This window comes from Pseudoxanthobacter sp. M-2 (assembly GCF_046156265.1).
Classification (GTDB): Bacteria; Pseudomonadota; Alphaproteobacteria; order Rhizobiales; family Segnochrobactraceae; genus CAMDHY01.
Genome location: NZ_JAWDIR010000007.1, coordinates 42,936 through 63,529, shown reverse-complemented (window position 1 = coordinate 63,529; position 20,594 = coordinate 42,936). Strand labels below are relative to the sequence as shown.

The 20,594-nt window shown below is 67.2% G+C and carries 19 protein-coding genes, 2 tRNA genes, 1 pseudogene and 1 riboswitch; of the genes and pseudogenes, 13 read left to right on the top strand and 9 right to left on the bottom strand.

What is annotated here, in order from left to right:
- Positions 1-257: 257 nt before the first annotated feature.
- Positions 258-427 (top strand): annotated as a pseudogene (locus RUR49_RS04400) (IS5/IS1182 family transposase); the annotation flags it as partial.
- Positions 428-1,134: 707 nt separating this feature from the next.
- Here RUR49_RS04400 and RUR49_RS04395 read toward each other — a convergent pair.
- From RUR49_RS04395 to RUR49_RS04385, 3 genes are all read right to left on the bottom strand, one after another.
- Positions 1,135-1,210, bottom strand: a tRNA-Ala gene (locus tag RUR49_RS04395).
- 240 nt (positions 1,211-1,450) lie between these two features.
- Positions 1,451-2,689 (bottom strand): multidrug effflux MFS transporter, encoded by a 1,239-nt coding sequence (locus tag RUR49_RS04390; RefSeq protein ID WP_409145077.1) that lies wholly within the window; start codon positions 2,687-2,689, stop codon positions 1,451-1,453.
- A 33-nt stretch (positions 2,690-2,722) separates the two neighbouring features.
- Positions 2,723-3,181 carry a MarR family winged helix-turn-helix transcriptional regulator gene (locus tag RUR49_RS04385; protein WP_409145076.1) on the bottom strand — a complete coding sequence of 153 codons (459 nt, stop codon included), beginning with the start codon at positions 3,179-3,181 and terminating at the stop codon, positions 2,723-2,725.
- Between the two features lie 287 nt (positions 3,182-3,468).
- On the opposite strand from RUR49_RS04385, the gene leuC reads away from it, so the two are divergent.
- Complete coding sequence (gene leuC / locus RUR49_RS04380) at positions 3,469-4,875, top strand: 3-isopropylmalate dehydratase large subunit (RefSeq protein ID WP_409145075.1); 1,407 nt, start codon at positions 3,469-3,471, stop codon at positions 4,873-4,875.
- A 126-nt stretch (positions 4,876-5,001) separates the two neighbouring features.
- On the opposite strand, the gene RUR49_RS04375 is transcribed toward leuC, so the two are convergent.
- Together RUR49_RS04375 and RUR49_RS04370 are read right to left on the bottom strand one after the other, a co-directional pair.
- On the bottom strand, positions 5,002-5,346 hold the full coding sequence (locus RUR49_RS04375; RefSeq protein WP_409145074.1) for a hypothetical protein: 345 nt from the start codon (positions 5,344-5,346) through the stop codon (positions 5,002-5,004).
- A gap of 250 nt (positions 5,347-5,596) precedes the next feature.
- A complete protein-coding gene (locus tag RUR49_RS04370) occupies positions 5,597-5,815 on the bottom strand; it encodes a hypothetical protein (protein WP_409145073.1) in 219 nt (72 codons plus the stop codon).
- Positions 5,816-6,532: 717 nt separating this feature from the next.
- Here RUR49_RS04370 and RUR49_RS04365 point away from each other — a divergent pair.
- From RUR49_RS04365 to RUR49_RS04345, 5 genes are all read left to right on the top strand, one after another.
- Positions 6,533-6,907 carry a c-type cytochrome gene (locus RUR49_RS04365; RefSeq protein ID WP_409145072.1) on the top strand — a complete coding sequence of 125 codons (375 nt, stop codon included), beginning with the start codon at positions 6,533-6,535 and terminating at the stop codon, positions 6,905-6,907.
- A gap of 103 nt (positions 6,908-7,010) precedes the next feature.
- On the top strand, positions 7,011-7,385 hold the full coding sequence (locus tag RUR49_RS04360) for a hypothetical protein (RefSeq protein ID WP_409145071.1): 375 nt from the start codon (positions 7,011-7,013) through the stop codon (positions 7,383-7,385).
- A gap of 160 nt (positions 7,386-7,545) precedes the next feature.
- Positions 7,546-7,968 (top strand): hypothetical protein, encoded by a 423-nt coding sequence (locus tag RUR49_RS04355; protein ID WP_409145070.1) that lies wholly within the window; start codon positions 7,546-7,548, stop codon positions 7,966-7,968.
- 209 nt (positions 7,969-8,177) lie between these two features.
- Positions 8,178-8,438: a hypothetical protein gene (locus tag RUR49_RS04350; RefSeq protein ID WP_409145069.1), complete on the top strand. Its 261-nt coding sequence runs from the start codon at positions 8,178-8,180 to the stop codon at positions 8,436-8,438.
- A complete protein-coding gene (locus tag RUR49_RS04345) occupies positions 8,435-9,877 on the top strand; it encodes a primase-helicase family protein (protein WP_409145068.1) in 1,443 nt (480 codons plus the stop codon). The genes RUR49_RS04350 and RUR49_RS04345 overlap by 4 nt, the downstream gene beginning before the upstream one ends.
- A 1,359-nt stretch (positions 9,878-11,236) precedes the next feature.
- Here RUR49_RS04345 and RUR49_RS04340 read toward each other — a convergent pair.
- On the bottom strand, positions 11,237-12,193 hold the full coding sequence (locus RUR49_RS04340) for a hypothetical protein (RefSeq protein WP_409145067.1): 957 nt from the start codon (positions 12,191-12,193) through the stop codon (positions 11,237-11,239).
- A gap of 119 nt (positions 12,194-12,312) precedes the next feature.
- Complete coding sequence (locus RUR49_RS04335; protein WP_409145066.1) at positions 12,313-12,771, bottom strand: multiprotein-bridging factor 1 family protein; 459 nt, start codon at positions 12,769-12,771, stop codon at positions 12,313-12,315.
- Between the two features lie 78 nt (positions 12,772-12,849).
- Here RUR49_RS04335 and RUR49_RS04330 point away from each other — a divergent pair, with 78 nt between their 5' ends.
- From RUR49_RS04330 to RUR49_RS04310, 5 genes are all read left to right on the top strand, one after another.
- The gene (locus RUR49_RS04330) at positions 12,850-13,626 is read left to right on the top strand and encodes a hypothetical protein (protein ID WP_409145065.1); all 777 of its coding nucleotides are present in this window, start codon (positions 12,850-12,852) and stop codon (positions 13,624-13,626) included.
- Between the two features lie 139 nt (positions 13,627-13,765).
- Positions 13,766-14,257, top strand: a complete 492-nt coding sequence (locus RUR49_RS04325) for a hypothetical protein (RefSeq protein ID WP_409145064.1) — start codon at positions 13,766-13,768, stop codon at positions 14,255-14,257.
- A 3-nt stretch (positions 14,258-14,260) separates the two neighbouring features.
- Positions 14,261-16,165, top strand: coding sequence for a prohead protease/major capsid protein fusion protein (locus RUR49_RS04320; RefSeq protein WP_409145063.1), 1,905 nt, complete (start codon positions 14,261-14,263; stop codon positions 16,163-16,165).
- Between the two features lie 133 nt (positions 16,166-16,298).
- On the top strand, positions 16,299-16,571 hold the full coding sequence (locus RUR49_RS04315) for a hypothetical protein (RefSeq protein ID WP_409145062.1): 273 nt from the start codon (positions 16,299-16,301) through the stop codon (positions 16,569-16,571).
- A complete protein-coding gene (locus tag RUR49_RS04310) occupies positions 16,558-17,781 on the top strand; it encodes an integrase (protein WP_409145061.1) in 1,224 nt (407 codons plus the stop codon). Before RUR49_RS04315 ends, RUR49_RS04310 begins: the two co-directional genes overlap by 14 nt.
- 84 nt (positions 17,782-17,865) lie before the next feature.
- Here the strand turns inward: RUR49_RS04310 and RUR49_RS04305 are convergent.
- Positions 17,866-17,940 (bottom strand) — tRNA-Gly (locus RUR49_RS04305).
- Positions 17,941-18,254: 314 nt separating this feature from the next.
- On the opposite strand from RUR49_RS04305, the gene RUR49_RS04300 reads away from it, so the two are divergent.
- On the top strand, positions 18,255-19,148 hold the full coding sequence (locus RUR49_RS04300; RefSeq protein ID WP_409145060.1) for a Hint domain-containing protein: 894 nt from the start codon (positions 18,255-18,257) through the stop codon (positions 19,146-19,148).
- Positions 19,149-19,190: 42 nt separating this feature from the next.
- Here RUR49_RS04300 and RUR49_RS04295 read toward each other — a convergent pair whose 3' ends face one another.
- The gene (locus RUR49_RS04295; RefSeq protein ID WP_409145059.1) at positions 19,191-20,279 is read right to left on the bottom strand and encodes a 2'-deoxycytidine 5'-triphosphate deaminase; all 1,089 of its coding nucleotides are present in this window, start codon (positions 20,277-20,279) and stop codon (positions 19,191-19,193) included.
- Positions 20,280-20,436: 157 nt separating this feature from the next.
- Positions 20,437-20,514, top strand: a riboswitch (SAM riboswitch).
- Positions 20,515-20,594 lie beyond the last annotated feature (80 nt).

The following is a 20,594-nucleotide window of genomic DNA, read 5'->3' as shown; positions in this document are numbered from 1 at the left end:
TCCGCTTCAAGACGGCGCCCGGCGAAAATGCGCAGGTCGGCTTCGCCGGGTTCCGCGCCGTCTTCGAGGACGAACCCGAGATGCCACGGGTGGTCTGGCGGTTCTCCATGGTGCTCAGCTTCGGTTCCCTGACCCGGGTCCGCTTCGTCATGCGCCAGGACCTGCCGACCGTGCTGCGCCTGCCATGTCTCCGCTTTCGAAGCAGTTGGCGGCGTGCCGATGGTGATCCTCTACGACCGGATGAAGCCCTGCGCTACCAGGTCGGCTTCGCCGTTCATCCAAGGCGCTGGGTCGTCGCGCGCTTTTCATATGGATCAGTCGGAACCGAAGGCTGTGGAAGGACCCGGTGGCAACCCTTGGCTCCACCAGAGCCCGCCTGTACGCCGCCTGCGTCATGATCCTCGTCCGATCGCTCGCACGAGCATGACCACTTATCGAACGGACTCTGAGAAGCTGCCGGGGGCTGCGCGCTCCCAGCTGCTTTTGGCGGAAGACTCTCCCGCGAAAAGGGGGGCCTCCGCGTACTCGCATTCTCAACGGTACGGTTGGACGGCGGTTTGGTCCTTCCTCCCGTCTCCGACGCAGAGAAGTTACTGTGAAGACAGCGAGCGGTTCATGATGCAGTGGGTCACCGAACCCTCGCATGCTGCTCCTCACGGAGCAGGAAGCTTTGGCGGGGAACGAGGGGCTAGCAGCCGCGTACAAGGGGAGCCCACGAACCACAGCGGGGGCCGGTGAGATTGAGCCCCGTCCACGCACATTCGCCTAGGACCAAGGCAGGCTATTCAACAAATATTAGATGATTTGGAGTACCAAGCGGCTAAGTGCTTGAAATGATTAGCGCTCCCTAGGGGGCTTGAACCCCTGTTTTCGCCGTGAGAGGGAGTCAAGCGACGGCCGGCCGGGTCGGTAAGGGATTGCGTCATTGTCGGTGAGTACGGTGTGGAACCCTGAGCAGCCTGATGCGAGGTCGCGGGTATGGACAACGGCCCGTCGTTACCGCGCGACCTGAGATGTCCACTCTCGATCACGTCTGTCCGCAGCAATCCACGTCATGCGCTGGGGTACCTGCTGGGGTACTGTCGCGGTGACGAGTTAAAAGTTAAGGAATTCCAGAGACTTGCCGCCGGGAACTGGTGGAGCCGAGGGGAATCGAACCCCTGACCTCTGCAGTGCGATTGCAGCGCTCTCCCATCTGAGCTACGGCCCCGGCCCGAAGGCAGCGGGATTTACGGTGGTGGCCGGTGCGCTGTCAAGCGAAGTGGCCGCCCGAAGTGGAGATCGCCCGCCACCCGCAGCCCTTCCCCTGCCGCCGTCTGTCCGCCCGCTCCCGCGCCGGCCTCTTTGCCCCGGACCCGTTGCCTGCCGACATCTCTCCCCGGTCCGCGGGCGCCGCCTGCGCCGGGCAGCCGTGGGGAGAAAAGTGGGCGGCCGCCGGCGACGGGGACCGTCAGACGGCACGGCGCCGGCGGGGGACCAGCAGGATGTGGAAGATCACCGCTGCGACGCCCATCGCCGGCATCACGGTGGCGAGCGCGGTGATCGGGTCGGCGAACAGCGCCACCGTCAGGCCGGCGATGAAGCCGGTCGCCATCTGCAGGAAGCCCATCAGTGCCGAGGCGGCGCCGGCCATGTGCGGATAGTCGGCGAGCGCCGCCGTCTGCGTCGCCGGCAGGATCAGCGCGATGCCGAAGGCCCAGAACTGCACCGGCAGGATGACGCTGACGATCGACGGCTCGAACAGGCGCAGGCCGATCGCGAAGACGACGGCGCTGACGCCGACGATGGCGAGGCCGATCGGCACCAGCACCGGTGCCGCAACGCGGCGCATCAGCCGCTGCGTGACGAAGCCGCCGAGCATGTAGGAGAGCGTCTGGCAGATCATCACCAGGCCGTACTGCGTCGGCGTCAGCCCGAGCTGCCCCATCATCACGAACGGCATCATGATGGCGAGCGCGTAGAGCCCGCCGACCGACAGGCCGATGACGAGGCTCGCCCGCATGAAGCCGCGCGCCATCAGCAGGCGGCCGTAGCTGAGGGCGAGCCGTCCGGGGTGGATCAGCCCGATGTCCGGCTTCTCCAGCGTCTCGGGAATGGCGAAGATGAGCACGGCGACGAGCACGACGCCGTAGGCGAGCATCAGCACGAACAGCCACGGCCAGCCGGCGACCTCGAGCACGAGGCCGCCGAGCGTCGGCGATACCGCCGGACCGATCGCCAGCATGATGCCGATGGTCGTCATGATGCGGGTGGAGGCCTGGCCGGTGAACAGGTCGCGCACCATCGCCCGCGACAGCGCGATGCCGGCGGCGGCGCCGACGCCCTGGAACAGGCGGGCGACAGTCAGCACCTCGATCGTTGGCGCGAACACCGCGACAAGGCTGGCGGCGACATAGATCGCCATGAAGATGAAGCCGATGGGGCGCCGGCCGAAGGCGTCCGACAGCGGGCCGCAGGCGAGCTGCGCCACCGCGAAGCCGCCGAAGAAGGCGGTCAGGGTGTGCTGCACCTCGGCGTGGGTGGCGCCGAAGGCAACCGACAGCTCCTGCATCGCCGGGGTGTAGAGCGCCAGGCTGATCGGCCCGAGCGCCACCAGCGCCGCCCCGACGATCGAGATGCGGCGTTCGCTGACGGCGGGACGGAGGGCGGCTTCGGACATCGGGGTCCCGATCTGTGCGGCGAGGGTCATGGGGGTCGGCTCGGGGGTGTCCGGTGCATCGCCTCAGGCGGCGGGCGTGTCCGAGAGGTTCTGGATCATCTGGCCGAGGGCGCGCCGCAGCACGGCGACGTCGCCATCCCCCAGGCCTTCCGTCGCGTTTTCGCGGATATGGCGACCGAGCGTGCGGATGCGCTCGACCATCGCGGCCGCGGTGGGGGAGGGGCGGACGAGCTTGGCGCGGCGATCGGTCGGGTCGGGGCAGCGCTCGACGAGGCCCTTGGCCTCGAGGGCGTCGAGGTAGCCGACGAGCGTCATCGGATCGACGTTCATGATGTCGGCGAGCGCGGTCTGCCGGCGGCCCTCGTAGACGGCGATGTAGGCGAGCGTCCGCGCCTCGCTGGCGGTGAGGCCGAGGCCTTCCGTCTCGGCGGCCCGTTCGAAGCGGCGCCGCAGCAGGCGCTGCGCGTCCGCCAGCAGGAAGCCGAGGGGGATGTCGCTCGTCGAGGTGCCGGAGGTCGTCATCGGTGCCGCGGGCTCGCAGGAGTCGCCAGCGCCCCGGACGGATCGCCGGGCGCTTTCGTCAGGAGAACCAGATACTATGTCTTCCATATGATCTGTGAAGCGGAGCTTTCCGCAGGCCAGCCATGCGGCACCTGCAGGTCCGTCGTGTGTCGCGGCGACGCTCGGTGCTTCCCTCGACCCGGCGATGGCGCTAAAGACGCGGGTTGAATCTCGACCCGTCGCAAGGGCAGAGCCGCCGACGGGCGACACCGGGCCGGACAGGGACCGGCCGACGCTGGAGTGAAGCCATGAGTGCGCCGCGCACCCTCTACGACAAGATCTGGGACGACCACGTCGTCGACGTGCAGCCGGATGGCACCGCGCTCCTCTATATCGACCGCCACCTCGTCCACGAGGTGACGAGCCCGCAGGCCTTCGAGGGGCTGCGCACCACCGGCCGCACCGTGCGGGCGCCGCAGCGGACGCTCGCCGTCGTCGATCACAACGTGCCGACGACCGACCGCTCGCTGCCGAACGAGGACCCCGAGAGCGCGGCGCAGATCGCGGCCCTCGCCGAGAACGCCCGCGAGTTCGGCGTCGAGTACTACGACGAGTTCGACAAGCGGCAGGGCATCGTCCACATCGTCGGGCCGGAGCAGGGCTTCACCCTGCCGGGCATGACGATCGTCTGCGGCGACAGCCACACCTCCACCCACGGCGCCTTCGGCGCGCTCGCCCACGGCATCGGCACCAGCGAGGTCGAGCATGTGCTCGCCACGCAGACGCTGATCCAGAAGAAGGCGAAGAACATGCGCGTCACCGTCGACGGCACGCTGCCGGACGGTGTGGGCGCGAAGGACATCATCCTCGCCATCATCGGCACCATCGGCACCGCCGGCGGCACCGGCTACGTCATCGAATATGCCGGCGAGGCGATCCGGGCGCTGTCGATGGAAGGCCGCATGACGGTCTGCAACATGTCGATCGAGGGCGGTGCCCGCGCCGGCCTGATCGCGCCCGACGAGAAGACCTTCGAATACATCGCCGGCCGCCCGAAGGCTCCGCAGGGGGCGGCCTTCGAGGAGGCGCGCCGCTTCTGGGAGACGCTCGTCAGCGACGAGGGTGCCCACTTCGACGCCGAGATCCGCCTCGACGCGGCGAGCCTGCCGCCGACCGTCACCTGGGGCACGAGCCCCGAGGATGTCGTGTCGATCGAGGGGGTCGTGCCCGACCCGGCGCTGATCGCCGACGACAACCGCCGCGCCGCCAAGATCCGCGCGCTGGAGTACATGGGCCTGAAGGCCGGCACGCCAATCACCGACATCAAGCTCGACCGCGTCTTCATCGGCTCGTGCACCAACGGGCGCATCGAGGACCTGCGCGCCGCCGCGAAGATCGTCGAGGGCAAGCACGTCGCCCAGGGCGTCAGCGCGATGGTGGTGCCGGGTTCCGGCCTCGTGAAGGAGCAGGCGGAAGCCGAGGGGCTCGACAAGATCTTCCTCGCCGCCGGCTTCGAGTGGCGCGAGCCGGGCTGCTCGATGTGCCTCGCCATGAACCCGGACCGGCTGGCGCCGCAGGAGCGCTGCGCCTCCACCTCGAACCGCAACTTCGAGGGCCGCCAGGGCTTCAAGGGCCGCACGCACCTCGTCTCGCCGATCATGGCGGCGGCGGCGGCGATCGCCGGCCACTTCGTCGACATCCGCGACTGGAAGTGACGCCACGGCCCGGGCGCCCGGGCCGAAGTGGACGCGCAACGAGAAAGGGCCGGCCGAGGATCTCTCGGCCGGCCCTTTCCGTTTCAGGCCGTGTGCGTCACGTCCTCGTGACGCGAGCCGTTCGGCTCAACGGTAGACCCACTTGCAGTCCTGCACCGGCTTGTAGGTGACCACCCGGTTGCCGTTCGGCTTCACCACGACGACCTTCTTGGTGGCGTTGGTGCAGCGCTTGACGCGGGTCGGCTGCACGTAGACAGGGCCGGGGGCGACGTAGACCGGGCCGGGCCGGACGACGACCGCCGGCGGGCGATAATAGGGATAGGGCGACACATAGGCGCCGCGGCCGTAGTAGGGGCCCGGCTTCACCTTGACGACGACGTCGGCGGCGGCGGGCGTGACGGCGGCAGGCGCCACGAAGGCGAGGCCGCAGGCCAGGCTGCCGGCGAGTGCGAGGGCGACGATACGCGACATGGGACGCTCTCCTGGGTTGCGGCTGCTCAGCCGACGATGGGCGAACCATAGCTGACGCTTCCTTAACGGCGTCTGAGACGGCCGTTCAGGTTGCGTTCAAAAGTATGAACGAGACGGCCCGACCGCCCCGCCGCTGCCCGCGATCAGCCGGTCCCGACATGCGAAGGGCCGCGGCCCGGTTCCCCGGGTCGCGGCCCTCGCGTGTCCTGGACCTTGTGGCGGCGGGTGTCGCCGCCCGGTTGTCGCGGCCTTACTGGGCCGGCGTCGTCGGCGTGGTGGGCGACGGCGTGGTCGGCGACGTCGTCGCGGGCGGCGTGGTGGTGGCCGGCGGCGTGGTGGTCGTGGTCGCCGGCGGCGGCGTGGTCGCGACGGGCGCCGGGGTGCGGCTGCCGAAGAATCCGCCAGCATAGGCGATGACGACGACGACGATCACGACGACGACGAGAATGATGATGTTTCTCTGGCTCATGACGTGGTGGCTCCCGATATTGGCAAGGTCGACGAGCACCGCCGAACGCGTCGCCCCCGTCCCCTCGCACCTCCGCACGTAGACGAGAACAATGGCGGAGCCGCGACCGTTCCATCGGCGCGCGACGGAAGCGTCCGCTCCGCCGGATCTGCGCGTGGCCCCCTGCTGAGTGCGCGCCCCACCGGCCTCGCCGACCCCCGCTTTACCCTCCCCCTGCGCCCACCACCCACCCAAGCCGGCCGAGAAAGCGCATCGCCAACGGAACTGACAGCGTCTTCGGGCGTTGCCGTGCCGACCGACAACATGGAGGGTGACATGAACAGCATCGTTTGGCTCGTAGGCGCAGTGGTGATCGTGCTGGTGATCTTGAGCTTCTTCGGCCTGCGCTGATCGTCTCAACTGATCGTCTCAACTGATCGACTTGGCGGCGAAGTCTCGCCGCACGACACGTCCTGCGTATCGGACTTGAAGGGGCCGCCTCGCCGAGGTGGCCCCTCGGCGTTTCCGCTCCCGGCGATGCCGCCGAGACGTCCGGTGCCACGGCGCGCGTTCGGGTCGGCCCGCGCTGATCTCCCTCAATGCGCCGCACGGCCGGGAGGGCGATGGTTTCCCGGAGCGCGGCCACCGTCCACGGACGGTGCCGCCGCAGACGAGGAAGAGCCCATGCCGAATCCGCCGACGATCCCAAGGCTGACGAACCCAAGGCCGACGATGCGGATGCCGGCAGACCTGAGCCCGCCAGGGCCGGCAGTCCGTTGTCGCCGCTTCGGATCTCCCGCCACAGCGCTCGCTGTCGCGCTGGCGCTCCTGTCCGCCGCGCCGGCCGCGGCGCAGCAGGATCCGCGCGTGCAGCGCGGCCAGCAGTTCGCGCAGACCAACTGCGCCATGTGCCACGCGATCGGCCGTTTCGGCGACAGCCCGCTCGCCATCGCGCCGCCGTTCCGCACCCTGCACGAGCGCTACCCCGTCGAGGATCTGGAGGAGTCGCTGGCGGAGGGCGTGATGACGGGCCACCCGACGATGCCGCAGTTCCAGCTGGACGCCGCCCAGATCGCCGACTTCATCGCCTACCTGAAGACGCTGGAGCGGTAGCGGTCCCTGCGCAGCAGGGATCGCTGGCGCCGCTTGTCATGCAACCTGGGGACTGGCAGGCTGCCTCCCGTGCACCGTCGCGTGTCATCGGGAGCCCACGACCATGAAGTTCGCCGCCATCGTCCTCGCCGCCGCCGCTTTGCTCGCGACGCCGGCTGTCGCCGCGGACGTGCCGCAGATCGTCGGCAGCTGGAAGGGTCCCTACGAGGGCGCCTCGGTCGAGCACGGATTCCTGTCAGGCGACTACACGCTCGTGGTCACCGAACAGAAAGGCCGCGCCTTCCGCGGCGAGATCACCTACACGGAAGACGGCAAGGCCTCCTCCGAGCAGGTCGCCGGGGCGATCGACGGCGACCGCATCGTCTTCGCCGGCGACGACGGGCTGAACGTCGCCCGCTATGCCGACGGCGTCATCCACCACTGCTGGGCGGCGGGCGAGCAGGGCATGGCCGTCTGCGCGGACCTCAGCCGACAGTAGCCACGCGACGCCTCAGCCTGCGGCAGGCGTCGCGTGCCTGCGACGCTCGGCCGCCCTCGGCTCTCGCGGCTCATGAGCGCGGTCCCCGACCTCGTGAGCGCCGGCCGGACCTCGCCGTGCTAGGTGTCGTCCCGTCAGAGACGGCTGGGCCGGCAGACGGATGCGATTCACCACGTGGCTGCTTCGGCGACTGGCCGAGGCCTTCCTGTTCGTCTCGGTGTCCGTCGCCGCCGGCAGCGCCGATGGATTGTCTGCCCTGTTCCACGATGATCCGGCCGTTAGGCTCGTTACCTATTGGGTCTTCCACTACGCGATCTTCTCAGGCTACATCCTGATCTCGCTGATCGTATTCACCTACTTCAGATACGACAAAAGCTCCTTTCCGCAAGACATCGCCGACTCGCTGGTGCTGGTGCTTCACAGCTACGGCGCCGTATCGGTCATCCACCACTGGCCCGTCGGACTGGGGGCCGGCGTCGACGGGCGGTCGCCGCCGATCCTCGGGTGGATGGCCGTGCTGGCGATGCACGCCTTTCTGATCGCCTATGCGCTGTTGCGGCGCTGGCGGACACGGCGAGGCTGATGCGGCCGAGGCGAGCGGAGGCGCAACGCCGCGGTCCGCCGGCTTTCACGCCTTGCGGCAGAAGGGTCGCGTCGTCGATGTCTCGGACCGGAGTGTTGGAGCGGGCGATCGGGATCGAACCGACGACATTCAGCTTGGGAATGTCTGGTAAGCCGTTGAAGTAGCGTTCTCGCCTTCCCCGCCGCGTTCCTCAGCAAGAGGAGCGTAAGGTGAGTGCACAAAAGAAAGCCGCCGTCCCGGCTGGTACCCGGAACGGCGGCGACGGCACTACAAGGCGGAACCTTGACGGTCGCTTTTACCCTGCCGCTGATTCGCTGACAACTCCCGGCCAGGAGCTTCGGGCACTGGCATTGCGTGTGCGGCGCCTGTCCGATCCCTTCCGCGCCGACCCTGAGCGGATCTTCGCCGAGAAGGACGAGATTGCCGCTAGGCTGCTGCAGCTCGCGCGTCGCCTCGAGGTGGCGGCATGAGCGACGGGGAGGACGACAATCCGATCCGCCGCACGGTGCTGGCGGCAGTCCGCTTCACGACAGAAGGCGAACCGGCGGCCGCAGGCGCGGACGTGCACGCGATCGGCGATTGGACCGAACGGCTGAACGAGCGGTACGCCGTCGTCAAGCTGGGCTCGCGGGTGATGATCCTCGACGAACGGCGCGGCAGCGGGGCACCGCCGGAGTTCCTCACGGTCGAGGCCTTCGGCACGTGGATGAGCAATCAGTTCGTCGAGCGACGCAAAGGATCCGGCGGCGGCGTCGAGGCGGTTCCGGTCTCGACGCTCTGGATGCGGGACGGGCGGCGGCGGCAGTATGAGGGTGTCGGCTTCGAGCCCTTCGCACCTGGCGAACCGGACCCGATCGAAGACGGGACTTTCAATCTCTGGCGCGGCTTTGCCGTCGAGCCCGATCCGGCCGGCGACCCCGGCGCGTTCTTCGACCACCTGATGGACAACGTCTGCGGTGGCTCGCAAGAGCTGTACGACTGGCTGCTGGCGTTCTTCGGCCACATGATTCAGCGGCCGCGTGAGCGGGTCGCGACGGCCCTTGCGCTGCGGGGGCGCATGGGGACGGGCAAGAGCATCGTCGGTGAGATCATCGGCCAGCTTTTCCCCGCGCACTACTACCTCGTGGACGATCCCCGCTATGTGGTCGGCAACTTCAATGCGCACCTGCGGGCGTGCCTGCTGATGCAAGTCGACGAGGGCTTTTGGGCTGGCGACAAACAGGCGGAGGCGCGGCTCAAGAGCCTCATCTCCAGCGAAACGACTATGGTCGAGCTGAAGGGCGTCGATCCGATCCAGGTGGCGAATCGGGTCCGGCTGATGGTCACCTCCAACGACGACTGGATGGTGCCGGCTGGAAAGGAAGAGCGCCGCTGGGCGGTCTACGACGTGGGAGACGGCCGGATCCGTGACGGCTCCTATTTCGCCGCGCTGAAGCACGCTATGCGTCAGCCTGGCGCCCTGGGTGGGCTCCTCCACCAGCTGATGCACGTTTCGCTCGTCGGAGTGGATTTGCGCGACGTGCCGGCGGCCCGGGCGCTCTTCGAACAGAAGACGCACAATCTCAGCCCCTTCGAGTCTTGGTGGCTAGAGCGGCTTCGCGACGGCTCACAGCTCCCCGGCGAGGGCGTCTGGCGCGACTTCGTGCCGACGAGCCGTCTTCTGCGGAGCTACCGTACGGAGGCCGAGGCCATCGGAGCGCGCCGGAAGGCGACGGAGATCGAGTTCGGCCACGCCTTCAACAAGGCAGTGCCGAGGCTCAAGCGCGTGAAGCGACTGGACATTGACGACGCGCCACCGGGCGGGGCAAACAGGGTGTGGGGCTATGTCTTCCCGCCTCTGGCCGAGGCGCGCGCCGCGTTCGCAGAGGCGATGCGCTCGGAGATCGACTGGGACGCCGGGGAGGAGTAGCGGCCGCGTCCCATAGTCAATGGGACGTCGTCCCATCGGACGCTCTCCCGCGGCGCCGAATTCATCAATGATTTCAAGGGGCGTCCCATAAGTCCCATAAGTCCCATTGAATCCCCTCGTGCGCGCGCGTGCGCTCGCGCGAGACCGACGCTTCCATCCCCGTGACTTTTTTCAATGGGACTTATGGGACTTATGGGACTACCCCAGCGTTTCTGCGGTTCCAGGCGCGTCCCATTGACCTCCGGCGGCCTCGATTGAATGGGACCTATGGGACGCGGCCGGCGCGCCTCGTTTGGACGTGGGTGGCGCCCATCTCCAAGCTGGCAGTGACGCAGCCCACCCCATGCGGGTCCTCCCGGCGCCAGTGCCCCCGACGGGAGCTCAGCCGCCTCGGGCCTGGGCAGTAGGTCGGCTTACAAGCGGTACACGGAACGCACGATGGCACGCGTGGACGCGTGCGGCCGCCCATTCGCGTGAAGGCTCACGCGTGAATGGGTGAATCCGTGAACCACTTGCGCACGGTTCTACTGCCGAAGCCTGAGGCGGCTGAGCTCCCGTTGGGGCAGCCATCTACAGAAGGACCCGAATGGGTGGGGGCACCGCGGTAGCGGAGCCGGCCGCGGGCGCGCCCCTCACAGCGCCGTAGCTCGCGGGCGGCGGAGCGGGCCAATCGACGAATTTCGTCGCTTCGGGTGCGGCGCGCCTTGCGCGGGGACGGTTGTGTCCCGCCTGGCGACTAAGGGGAGCCCTACCCCGGTGGGTCCTACCCGGAGGATCTAGCGCACGGGCAGCACGGCGCCCGAGGGTTCGGTAGTCTGACCGCGTTCGGAGAGCCTTCAGACGGGCTAAAGTCGAGCCTTAACAGCAAGCGGCAGCGGCGCGCGGCGCGAGCGGCAAGCGGACGGATTCCGTTCGGGTGCCGCGCCTACCCCTTCCGGGTCCTCCTGGCGGCCATCCCCCTCGCGGGTGCTCAGCTGCCCGAGGGCTCCTCAGAAATGCAGCCGCTGAGCTGGGTTGCGGATGGGTTGCGATGGTTGCGGAGGCGAGCGACGGGTTGCGGATGGCTCGGGCGCCGACACTGATGCTGCGGCCGCTGTTCGCCCCGGCGCAATGGTCGCGATCGTTACGTGCGCCCAGCAGCCGCTTCGTAACCCACCAAGCCCTTTGTAACCTCCGTAACCGCACCGTAACCCACCCGGCCGGCTGCATTTCTGCGGAACCCTCGGGCTGCCGCGCCCCCGCTGGGGCGTATCAGGCTGGAGAGGACCCGAGGGCCGCAGCCGACTTCGGTCGCTCATAACGGCGCCTGGGAGCGTGGCGGTGGATTGTGTAAGAGCCAGTTGTGCCGCGCGCGGGAGATCACTGCTGTCTAAGCATGCTCCTAAGTCTATGGGAAAGCCCTACAACCGAACCTCCGTTTGGTCTTTCGTCCTCAAGAAAAAAATCCATATCTGCCGATCGATAGGATGCATTCATTTCACGCAACAGCCAATATCGGCGTAAGATCGACTTGTAAATATTCATAGATTCGTCCGGAAGCCGCCCAAGTTCGCTAATTCTTTGAATATCTGATGCATCCAATGTAGGCTTGTGCAACTCTGCAATTGTTTGAGCGGAGTGCTTCCTGTTAATGTCGTCTAACTGTTCTAGCACATTCAAAATTATTGAAATAAGGTTCTCCTCAGTTTCAATGCGTGCATCTGTAGAATCGCCTTCAGCATCTGTTGTGCTGACAATTCTTAGATAATCTGCAATTCCAGGGCAATCTATAAAGATCGCGTCCTGATCCAGTTTTTCCTTTAGTTTTGCTACTATTCTCCATTCTTTCTGATATGAGTATTTCTCAAGTTTGATGAAGGGGTTGCCCGAAGTGGAGCGCCCTCGTGTCAAGGGGCTTCTGTTGCTTCTATACGAAACTGGGTCGCAGATTAGCTCGGATAAAACGTCCTTGACCGCGCCCTTATCGCGAATAATGCCATCGCTCCAGAGTAATTTGACGCATTCTTCCAAGTTTGTAATCTCAATACACGTACCATAACCTGCAGGATCAATATCTAGCTTGCGAAAAGATGAGTGCAGTTCTTCTGCGTCTCCGTAAGAAAAGCAAAATACAAAACAGTCAATCTCTCGAATTATCTCTATATTCGAGACTTCTAAAGAGGTCGCTGCGTCAACCTCTATGTATGCAGACCGCAAGAGCTCGCGGTCTTGGTTGCCATCTTCGCCCGGAGAGACGAGTAGATGGTCGATGAACTCGATAGATCTGCCCTCATTTTTGTCGCCGATTCTGTCGTCTCCAAAGACAATTTCAAGCATCTGATAATATCGAAGTCGGCCGAACCGTAATGTTCCGCTCGCAGTTGACTCAGCATAACGGGAGGGGGTGAATTTAAAGTACGGCACTGCATCCTCCTTCGCTCGGCTTGCCCCGGCCGTTACTTATTTGCGTAGATCCGTCGAGCTGCCATCAGTGCTTCCTTAAAGTCGCTAATATCGACCCATTCCTTCTCACGCATATGGTCTAGCCAGCCGTAACCCTCATTCTCCTCCCAAACGCGGGATCGTTGAATAAAGTATGTACCATCGCGCGCCTCTATCCCGCGGTCCGTAACCGCCCACTGCCGTCCAATCCAGATGATCGCTGACGAGAGTCTCTCCCCGCGATTCCGCACTAGCTTCATTTTGACGCCTGGCTCCTCCGCTCCGAACAACTCGACCCCGTGGGCCTCTAATGTTCGTCTGAGCGCTTCAAGGGTGGAGTTAATCGGCGATCGCCTGCCGGATTCGAAATCCGAGATCGTACGCTCCGCGACCTTGGACTGATGAGCGAGTTCGCTTCTCGACAAGCCCAAGAGGGCCCTGGCGGAGCGGCATTCAAGCGGCGACAGGGTCATGTTGCAACCTTGCTGGATTTATGCATATCTTCGTGTCGGCAATCTTGCCGGAAAGAAGCGTATCACAGGAGCCGCCGCATGTCGCGCATGGAGGGGGCACGGGAAAGCCGTGCCCATGCCGCCACCTTCTTCACGCTCGCACCGGCTGACCTCGTCGCCAGGCTGGAGGCAATCGTCGAGGCCGGAATCGAGCTGCTCGATTGGATCGAGGGCGACAGCGACTATGAGCCGTCGCTCGACAGCCCATGCCCTCACTACTTCGCCATCGACGCCGAGGCGGACGATGCGGACGACGAGGACGACGGCTGCAGCGAGCCCTCCCTTGCAGCCCCTGAGACCGAGCTGCGTGGCGCGGACTATCTTTTCCCTGATGGGGCGACCTTCGCTCACGCTGAGCCGCTCGGCTCGCAGGTGGGGTGGTCGCGGGGCGGCGACGACGACCGGGAGGACGAAGACGAGCACGGTGGAGACATTCAGGAAGAGCCGCACGATGACGGCTTGCACTGTGGCGCCGACAGCGAGCCGTCCCTCGGTTGGACAATTGACGGCCAAGTCGGCTGCAACAGCGACAGGGAAAAGGACCCAAGCGGCGGTCCCTATCGCCGTCGCCGGTTGACGGCTACGCGACCTTCCGAGCCTCCGCCCCTTGTGGAAATCGACCCGGAGCACGAGGCGGGGCTCTGTTCTGCCAAGGGACGAATCTTCACCGACTCCCGCGGCCGGCGCTTCCCGATCCCCCCGGCCCATCGCTTGCCGCCGCTCGCGCCCGGTGAGCGGCTGTTCATCGACATACACGGCGCCTCGTACCGCTTCGCCCCACGGTCGCCAGCGCCTGCCGTGGAGGTGGTCCGTTGAGTGCCCCGACGGGCGGCCCGTCTGGAGCGCCCGGCATTCCAGCTGAAGCCTCTTGGCGACAGACCGCTGGAAAATTCCTGAAGGTCGTTGACCAGCGCCGCGATGTGAGGCATCCTCTAGAAAGATTCTGGAGGTGACCATGCCAAATATGATTGTTTCCACCCTCTGCCGGCTCACCGGCTTGGAGCGCGGCCGCGTCGATACCTGGGTGAGCGACGGTGACCTGTTCTTCGATATGCAGGTGAAGAACGGGCAGACCCGCCACCTCACCAAGATGGATGCCTTGCGCATCCTCGTCTTCGCCGAGGCACGCGCCATCGGCCTCAGCACCTCGCGGGCGCGGGATGCCATTCACATGCTGCGCGGCGGTTTCGAGGGCTACGGCGACCTGTTCGTGATGCTGAAGGTCTACTCCGCCCGGTACGCGGGCGCCGGCGACTTCGCCGACATCGACCCCACCGGCGACGCCAACAGCGTCGCCTTCACGGGCAGCCTCAAGCGGGCCGGCGAGCTGCACGAGATCGCCAACGACGTGCGGCGGCCTACGACCATCGTGATTGCGCTGGCGCCGCACGTGGCGATGGTCGAGGCCCTGTGGCGTGCCGCGGGCATCGACGAGGCGGAGGGTTAAGGCGTGACCATCCAGCCCAATCTGCACGAGCGCCGGGCGACCCTGCCGCTGCAGGCGCGCCTGGCCACCGTCGAGACCCGCGACGCAGCCGCACGCACGGTGACCGTCTGCTTCTCGACGGGCGCGGCCGTCGCGCGAGCGGCGAGCAACCGATACGGACGCGAGCACGGGGCCTATGAGGAGGTGCTCGTCGTCAGTGAGGAGGCGCTCGACCTCACCCGCTTTGCCTCAGGGCGCGCACCCGTCCTCGACAGTCACGGCGCCTGGTCGGCTCATGGACAGCTCGGCGTTGTCTCTCGCGCGTGGATCGAGGGTGGCAAGGCCTATGCCGAGGTGCGCTTCCCGAGCTCCGGCATCTCGCCGCAGATCGACGAGTTCGTCGCCCTCGTTCTCGACGGCCAGCGCGCCAACGTGTCCGTGGGCTACAGCGTCGATCGCGTGCAGATCGAACCGGCCGGTGAGGGCCAGCCGGAGCGTTGGCTCGTCGTCCGCTGGACGCCTTACGAGTTGTCGTTCGTGACAATGGGCGCCGACCCGGACGCCCACGTCATTTCAGGCCGCCGCACCCTCGACACCGCCGATCGGGAGTTCCCCGTCGTCATCGCCGCGTCGGCACTGCCCCCCGCCGAGGCCGAGCGGCAAAGGGTGCTCACACTCTCCGCCATCGCGGCGAGCGTCCGCTCAGGGCTCCCGAGCGACTTCCTCACACGTCACGTGGCGGCCGGCTCAGACGAGCCGACGTTCCGCTCTGCCGTCCTCGATTTCCTCGCAACGGAGTCCGACAGAATGTCGAGTTTCCCCCACATCGCCGTCGGCGCCTCCGGCGACGACCCGGCTGGCCGCAGCGCCGCCCTCGAGAACGCCCTGATGCACCGGCTTGGGGTGCCCGGCGCACAACTCACCCCGCGCGGCCGCGAGTTTCGCGGTCTCTCGCTCGTCGGCATGATGCGGCAGGCGATGGAAGAGGCCGGCATTCGCGCGCGCGGCATGACGGACCTCGACGTGGCGAATGCCACCTTCGGCGGGCTGCAGGGGCGGTCGCACACCGTGTCCGACTTCCCGCTGGCGCTGGAGAACGCCCTCAATACGCGGCTGCGGGCCGCGATGGTGGCGGCCGACAGCGGCGTTAGCCTGGTGCTCGCCGAAAGCAGCGCCAACGACTTCCGCGAGCAGGCGGAAGTGGACTTTTCCGACTATCCGACGCTGGAGGCTGTCGGCGAGGACGGCGAAGTGAAGTACGGCACCTTGCACGAGGGCAAGGAGGCCGTTCGCGCCGCAAGCTTCGCGCGGGCGATCAACATTTCCATGCAGGTGCTCGTCAACGACAACCTCGGCGCACTCGAACGCGCCGTGTCGCTGGCACCGGGACGGTCGGCAGCCGAGCTGAAGACGCGCCTGGCGGTGGCCGCACTCATGGGCAATCTCTCTGACGGGCTGCCCATCTTCCACGCCAGCCGCAGCAATCTCGGCACCGCCGCCGCGCTCGGAATCGAAGCCATCGGTGCCGGGCGGCTCGCGATGCGGCAGCAGAAAGCAATCGGCTCGACGGTGCCGCTCGGGATCGGCCCCGCCTTCCTAATGGTCCCTTCGGAGCTGGAGACCGAGGCGGAACAGATCCTGGCGCCGATCGCTGCCGCCACGTCTCAGGCGGTCAATCCGTTTGCTGGCCGGATCCAGCTCGCTGTCGAGCCCCGCCTCGCCGATCCGCTCGCCTGGTTCCTCTTCGCCAGCCCCGAGGTGGCCCCGGTCCTGAAGTTCGTGACCCTCGTCGGGCACGAGGCGCCGAGGCTGGAGACGCGCAACGAGTTCGATCGGCTCGGTGTGTCCTACCGCGTCACCTGGCATTGCGGGTGCGCCCCCGTCGACTTCCGCGGCGCCTACAAGAACCCCGGCGCCACGCCGGAGTAACCGTACCCCCTGCGCCCCTTCGCTACGGGTGGCCCGGCCCATCCGTGACCAAGCCAGCCTCCCCACGGCGCAGGGGTACTCGGCCTTCGGGGCCAAGGCTGGCGAGGCCGGGACCTTTGCGTGCGAGGTGGCAATGCCGACGGCGAAGCGACAGACGGGCGAGGCGGTACGGAAGCAGGGCTTGTTCCCGTCCGAGGCGGAAATCGCTCGGCGCCTGTCGCAGACGCCTACGGAGTGGGCTGCCAAGGCTGCGCTTTTGGAGCGCGCCGGGCTGCCCCGCATCGACCCTGTGATGGGCGGGCGCTTCTGGCCCGCCGTCGAGGCCTACTGGCGCCGGCGGTACGGTCTCTCTAGCGTCGAGGTGTCCACTCTGGACGGATTGGAGAACCTTGATGCCTTGGCATGATCTTGACACACCCGGCCATAAGGTCCGGCGAACCAAATCGGGGGCAGCACACTATTGGGTGTGCCGCGACGACATTCGAAAGCAGGGCTACACGCCGACTTTGGTGCGGCTGCACTACAACATTGACGATCCGGCCGAGCGGCTACTGCTGGCGGGTGCCTGCAGGCGCCTTCAGGCCGAAATGCTGGCGTGGTCGAAGGGCTTCCGGCCCGACCCGCTCGCCTTTGACGGGACGGTCGCAGGGCTGGTGCGGCTCTACCAAGTCGACGAGGCGAGCCCCTATCGGAACCTCAAGTGGAACACTCGCCGCACTGTCGACCATACGCTCAAGATCATCGAGCGGGCGTTCGGCAAGCGTGCGCTGGCGGCGCTGCGGATCGCCGACTTTCGCCGCTGGTATGACGAGGCCAAGAAGCCGAAAAACCCCGGCGAGCCGGAGCGCGTGAGAAAGGCGCACGGCATCATCTCCATGACGCGGCGCATCGTCGGCTATGGGGTGACTGCGGAGCTGCCGGAGTGTGCGCGCCTCGCCGCGATCCTCGACGAGGCCCGTTTCAAGCAACCGGCGCGCCGGCGCGTGACGCTCAGCCTCGACCACGTGCGCGCCTTCATCGAGGCGGCGTTGGCCGCTGGCAGGCTGTCGCTCGCCCTTGGCACTGCGCTGCAGTTCGAGACGGCGCTCCGACAGCGCGACGTGATCGGCGAATGGGAGCCGATCCCGGACGGTGCGGCCGCAACAGGCATCGTCCTCAATCGCCGGCGGTGGGTTAACGGCCTTACGTGGGCGGACCTCTCGCCGGACCTCGTCCTCTACAAAGTCACGACGAAAACGGGGGCGGACGTGACGCACGACTTGCGCCTGGCGCCGCTCGTGCTCGCCCTTCTGGAGAAGGTGCCGCCCGATCAGCGCGTGGGACCGATGATCATCGACGAGACGGCGGGCCGACCCTACGCCGAGTTCGCCTACGGCAGGGACTGGCGCACGATCGCGCAAGCGGCCGGCATTCCCGACCACGTTCGCAACATGGACGCACGCGCCGGCGCCATTTCCGAAGCGGACGATGCGGGCGCGGACCTCGACCACATCCGATCGGCCGCGGGCCACACCTTGGCGTCGACCACGGCCAGGTACGTGCGCGGTGCCTCCGGCAAATCCCGCAAGGTCGCCGAGCTGCGCTTGGCGCACCGGGCCACCCGGAACGGGGCGTAAACAGAAATGGGGAACGCGGTAGGGAACATGGGGAACGCGTAGATCAGCGGTAGGGCGTCAAGTCCCTGAGTTCGCTTCGGATATTGGAGCGGGCGATCGGGATCGAACCGACGACATTCAGCTTGGGAAGCTGACGTTCTACCACTGAACTACGCCCGCGTCGGACCAAGGCCCGAGAAAGGGTGACGCCGCGGCGCGCCGCGGCCCTTCCGGTGGCAGTTGTACGCGGAACCGGTCGCCGTCATCAAGGCCGTCGCGCAGCTTTGGGCGCGACCGGCCCGTCGGCGAGGCGAGGACTTCACGCGGCCTCTCGTGACCGGGACGCCCTCCGGCATCCGCCCCTGCCGCGGCCTCACGCGGCGGGGCAGCGCTCTGCGCCGATTTTTTCCCGATCAGTGGGTACAACCACTCTTTGCACATGTGTATCATCGCGTGTGCGGGGGCGCGTAGCTTCGCTTCTGAAGGGAAGTCAGATGGCGACCTTTACCGCCGGGTATGCGTATGTTCTGGGTCAGGTTTCGGAGAACCAGTACACCATCGACAATGCGTTTATCATCACCACTGTCGCAGATGATGGCGATTCGAGTGGTGCATTCGAGCTTGGGGATGTCTTGACAGGGCAGGGCCTGCCGCCGGATGGACTGACCTATATCGGCTCGTACCTGGACGGGTGGATCGGCATCACGCAGGACGAGGGTACGATCTACTTTCTATCCAACCAGATCTTGCCGACCAGCTCGACGCCGTTCACCGCCAGCACCGATGCATTCACGCCCTGCTTCCTCGCGGGCACGCTGATTGCTACCCCGGCGGGTACTCGCTCAGTCGAGTCTCTCGCCATCGGCGACCTCGTCCTGACGGCCGACGGCCGCGCGGTGCCGGTGCGCTGGGTCGGGCGGCGGACGGTCGTCACGGCGTTCGGACCCGGTGCCGAGCAGGCCCCGGTTCAGATCTCCGCCGGCTCACTCGGCCCCGGCCTGCCGGCACGGCCGCTGCGGCTGACGGCGGACCATGCACTCTGTCTCGAGGGGCTCCTCGTGCAGGCCGGCGCCCTCGTCGGCACGGCGGCGCGCCGCCTGAGCGCGGCCGAGCTCGGCGAGCGCTACACCGTCTTCCACGTCGAGACGGAGGCCCATGACCTCATCCTCGCCGAAGGCGTGCCGGCCGAGACCTTCCTCGACACCGTGACGCGGCGGCGCTTCGACAACGCCGCGGAATACGATGCCCTCTACGGCGCGGCCATGCCGGTCATCGCCGAGATGGTGCTGCCGCGGGTGAAGTCCGCCCGCCAGTTGCCGGCGGCGCTGCGCGCTCGGCTCGTCGCGCGGGCGGCCGACCTCGAGGACGTCGTCGCCGCGGCGGCTTGAGGCGGTCCGCGACGGCTCCGATGCCTTCTCCGCGCCGCGGCCTCACGCGGTGCGGAAATGCTTCGACAGCTTCAGCCCCTGGGCCTGGTAGTTCGAGCCGATGTCCGTGCCGTAGAGGCGGGACGGGGGCGCCGCCATGCGCTCGTAGACGAGCCGTCCGACGCTCTGGCCGTGCTCGAGGATGAACGGTACCTCGCGGCTGCGCACTTCGAGCACCGCCCGCGAGCCGTGGCCGCCGGCCGCGGCGTGGCCGAAGCCGGGGTCGAAGAAGCCCGCATAGTGGACGCGGAACTCGCCGACGAGCGGGTCGATCGGCACCATCTCGGCCGCCGTCGAGGGCGGCACGTGGACGGCCTCGCGCGAGACGAGGATGTAGAACTCGTCGGGGTCGAGCACGAGGCCGGAGGCCGGATCGGCGGCGATCGGCTCCCAGAAGGCGCCGACGGCACAGCCGCCGACACGGTCGACGTCGACGACGCCGGTGTGGCGCTTCGCCCGGTAGCCGACCGGCGCCCCCGGCGCGGCGGGGGTGAGGTCGACCGACAGCACCAGGCCCCCGTCGATCACCGGCGCGCCGGGTGCGGCGATCGTCTCGGCGGCGTGGAGGGCGGCGAGGGCTGCATCGTCGAGGAGGGCCTCGCCCTGCCGGAGCCGCAGCTGCGACAGCCGCGAGCCGGTGCGCACCAGCACCGGGAAGGTGCGCGGGCTCACCTCCAGATAGAGCGGTCCGCGGTAGCCGGCGGGGATGGTGTCGAAGGCGCGGCCGTAATCGGCGATGACGCGGGTGAAGACGTCGAGGCGTCCGGTCGAGCTCTTCGGGTTGGCGGCGGCGGCGATCGCCTCCGGCAGCTCGAGGCTCTCCTGCAGCGGCACGAGGTAGACGCACCCCGTTTCCAGCACCGCGCCGTCGGCGAGCGAGATGGTGTGCAGCGTCAGAGCGCCGAGCTTGTCCTCGACGCGCGCGTCGGGGCCGGGCAGGAAGCTCGCGCGGATGCGGTGGGCGACGGGCCCGAGACGCAGATCGAGGCTCGCGGGCTGCACCTGGCCCTCGGCGAACGGCCGCGCGGCGATGATCGCCCCGGCCGCGGCGAGCCGCTCCAGCTCGTGGTCGGGAAGGATCCCGCTCGTCATCGCCCGCTCCCCGGCGCCACCCTGCGCGCGCCCGTCCTGTGAGCTAACCCATCACGGCAGCGCCGCCAAGCCGCGGGCGGACGATGGCGCGAAGCTTGCGTTGCCGTGCCCCGCGACGCCGGCCGCGTTGACGCCGTCGCGGGGCGCGGCTAAGGAATGCGGGTGTCGTGGTGATTTGGCCGGCCGGCTTGCAGCCACGTTAAACAACTCGCTAAAAGGTCGGGCTCCCGCCAGGCGGACCCCGGGCACCCACGAGGGTCCCGATCCCCGACAGGGCACACCCGGTCACGGCGAGCGCGTCGGCCGGGTTTTTTT

What these genes read in the sequence shown, in the direction of transcription:
- RUR49_RS04390 (WP_409145077.1), bottom strand. Translation starts at nt 2,689, where the DNA reads ATGACCCTCGCCGCACAGATCGGGACCCCGATGTCCGAAGCCGCCCTC.
- RUR49_RS04385 (WP_409145076.1), bottom strand. Translation starts at nt 3,181, where the DNA reads ATGACGACCTCCGGCACCTCGACGAGCGACATCCCCCTCGGCTTCCTG.
- leuC (WP_409145075.1), top strand. Translation starts at nt 3,469, where the DNA reads ATGAGTGCGCCGCGCACCCTCTACGACAAGATCTGGGACGACCACGTC.
- RUR49_RS04375 (WP_409145074.1), bottom strand. Translation starts at nt 5,346, where the DNA reads ATGTCGCGTATCGTCGCCCTCGCACTCGCCGGCAGCCTGGCCTGCGGC.
- RUR49_RS04370 (WP_409145073.1), bottom strand. Translation starts at nt 5,815, where the DNA reads ATGAGCCAGAGAAACATCATCATTCTCGTCGTCGTCGTGATCGTCGTC.
- RUR49_RS04365 (WP_409145072.1), top strand. Translation starts at nt 6,533, where the DNA reads ATGCCGGCAGACCTGAGCCCGCCAGGGCCGGCAGTCCGTTGTCGCCGC.
- RUR49_RS04360 (WP_409145071.1), top strand. Translation starts at nt 7,011, where the DNA reads ATGAAGTTCGCCGCCATCGTCCTCGCCGCCGCCGCTTTGCTCGCGACG.
- RUR49_RS04355 (WP_409145070.1), top strand. Translation starts at nt 7,546, where the DNA reads ATGCGATTCACCACGTGGCTGCTTCGGCGACTGGCCGAGGCCTTCCTG.
- RUR49_RS04345 (WP_409145068.1), top strand. Translation starts at nt 8,435, where the DNA reads ATGAGCGACGGGGAGGACGACAATCCGATCCGCCGCACGGTGCTGGCG.
- RUR49_RS04340 (WP_409145067.1), bottom strand. Translation starts at nt 12,193, where the DNA reads ATGCTTGAAATTGTCTTTGGAGACGACAGAATCGGCGACAAAAATGAG.
- RUR49_RS04335 (WP_409145066.1), bottom strand. Translation starts at nt 12,771, where the DNA reads ATGACCCTGTCGCCGCTTGAATGCCGCTCCGCCAGGGCCCTCTTGGGC.
- RUR49_RS04330 (WP_409145065.1), top strand. Translation starts at nt 12,850, where the DNA reads ATGTCGCGCATGGAGGGGGCACGGGAAAGCCGTGCCCATGCCGCCACC.
- RUR49_RS04325 (WP_409145064.1), top strand. Translation starts at nt 13,766, where the DNA reads ATGCCAAATATGATTGTTTCCACCCTCTGCCGGCTCACCGGCTTGGAG.
- RUR49_RS04315 (WP_409145062.1), top strand. Translation starts at nt 16,299, where the DNA reads ATGCCGACGGCGAAGCGACAGACGGGCGAGGCGGTACGGAAGCAGGGC.
- RUR49_RS04310 (WP_409145061.1), top strand. Translation starts at nt 16,558, where the DNA reads ATGCCTTGGCATGATCTTGACACACCCGGCCATAAGGTCCGGCGAACC.
- RUR49_RS04300 (WP_409145060.1), top strand. Translation starts at nt 18,255, where the DNA reads ATGGCGACCTTTACCGCCGGGTATGCGTATGTTCTGGGTCAGGTTTCG.
- RUR49_RS04295 (WP_409145059.1), bottom strand. Translation starts at nt 20,279, where the DNA reads ATGACGAGCGGGATCCTTCCCGACCACGAGCTGGAGCGGCTCGCCGCG.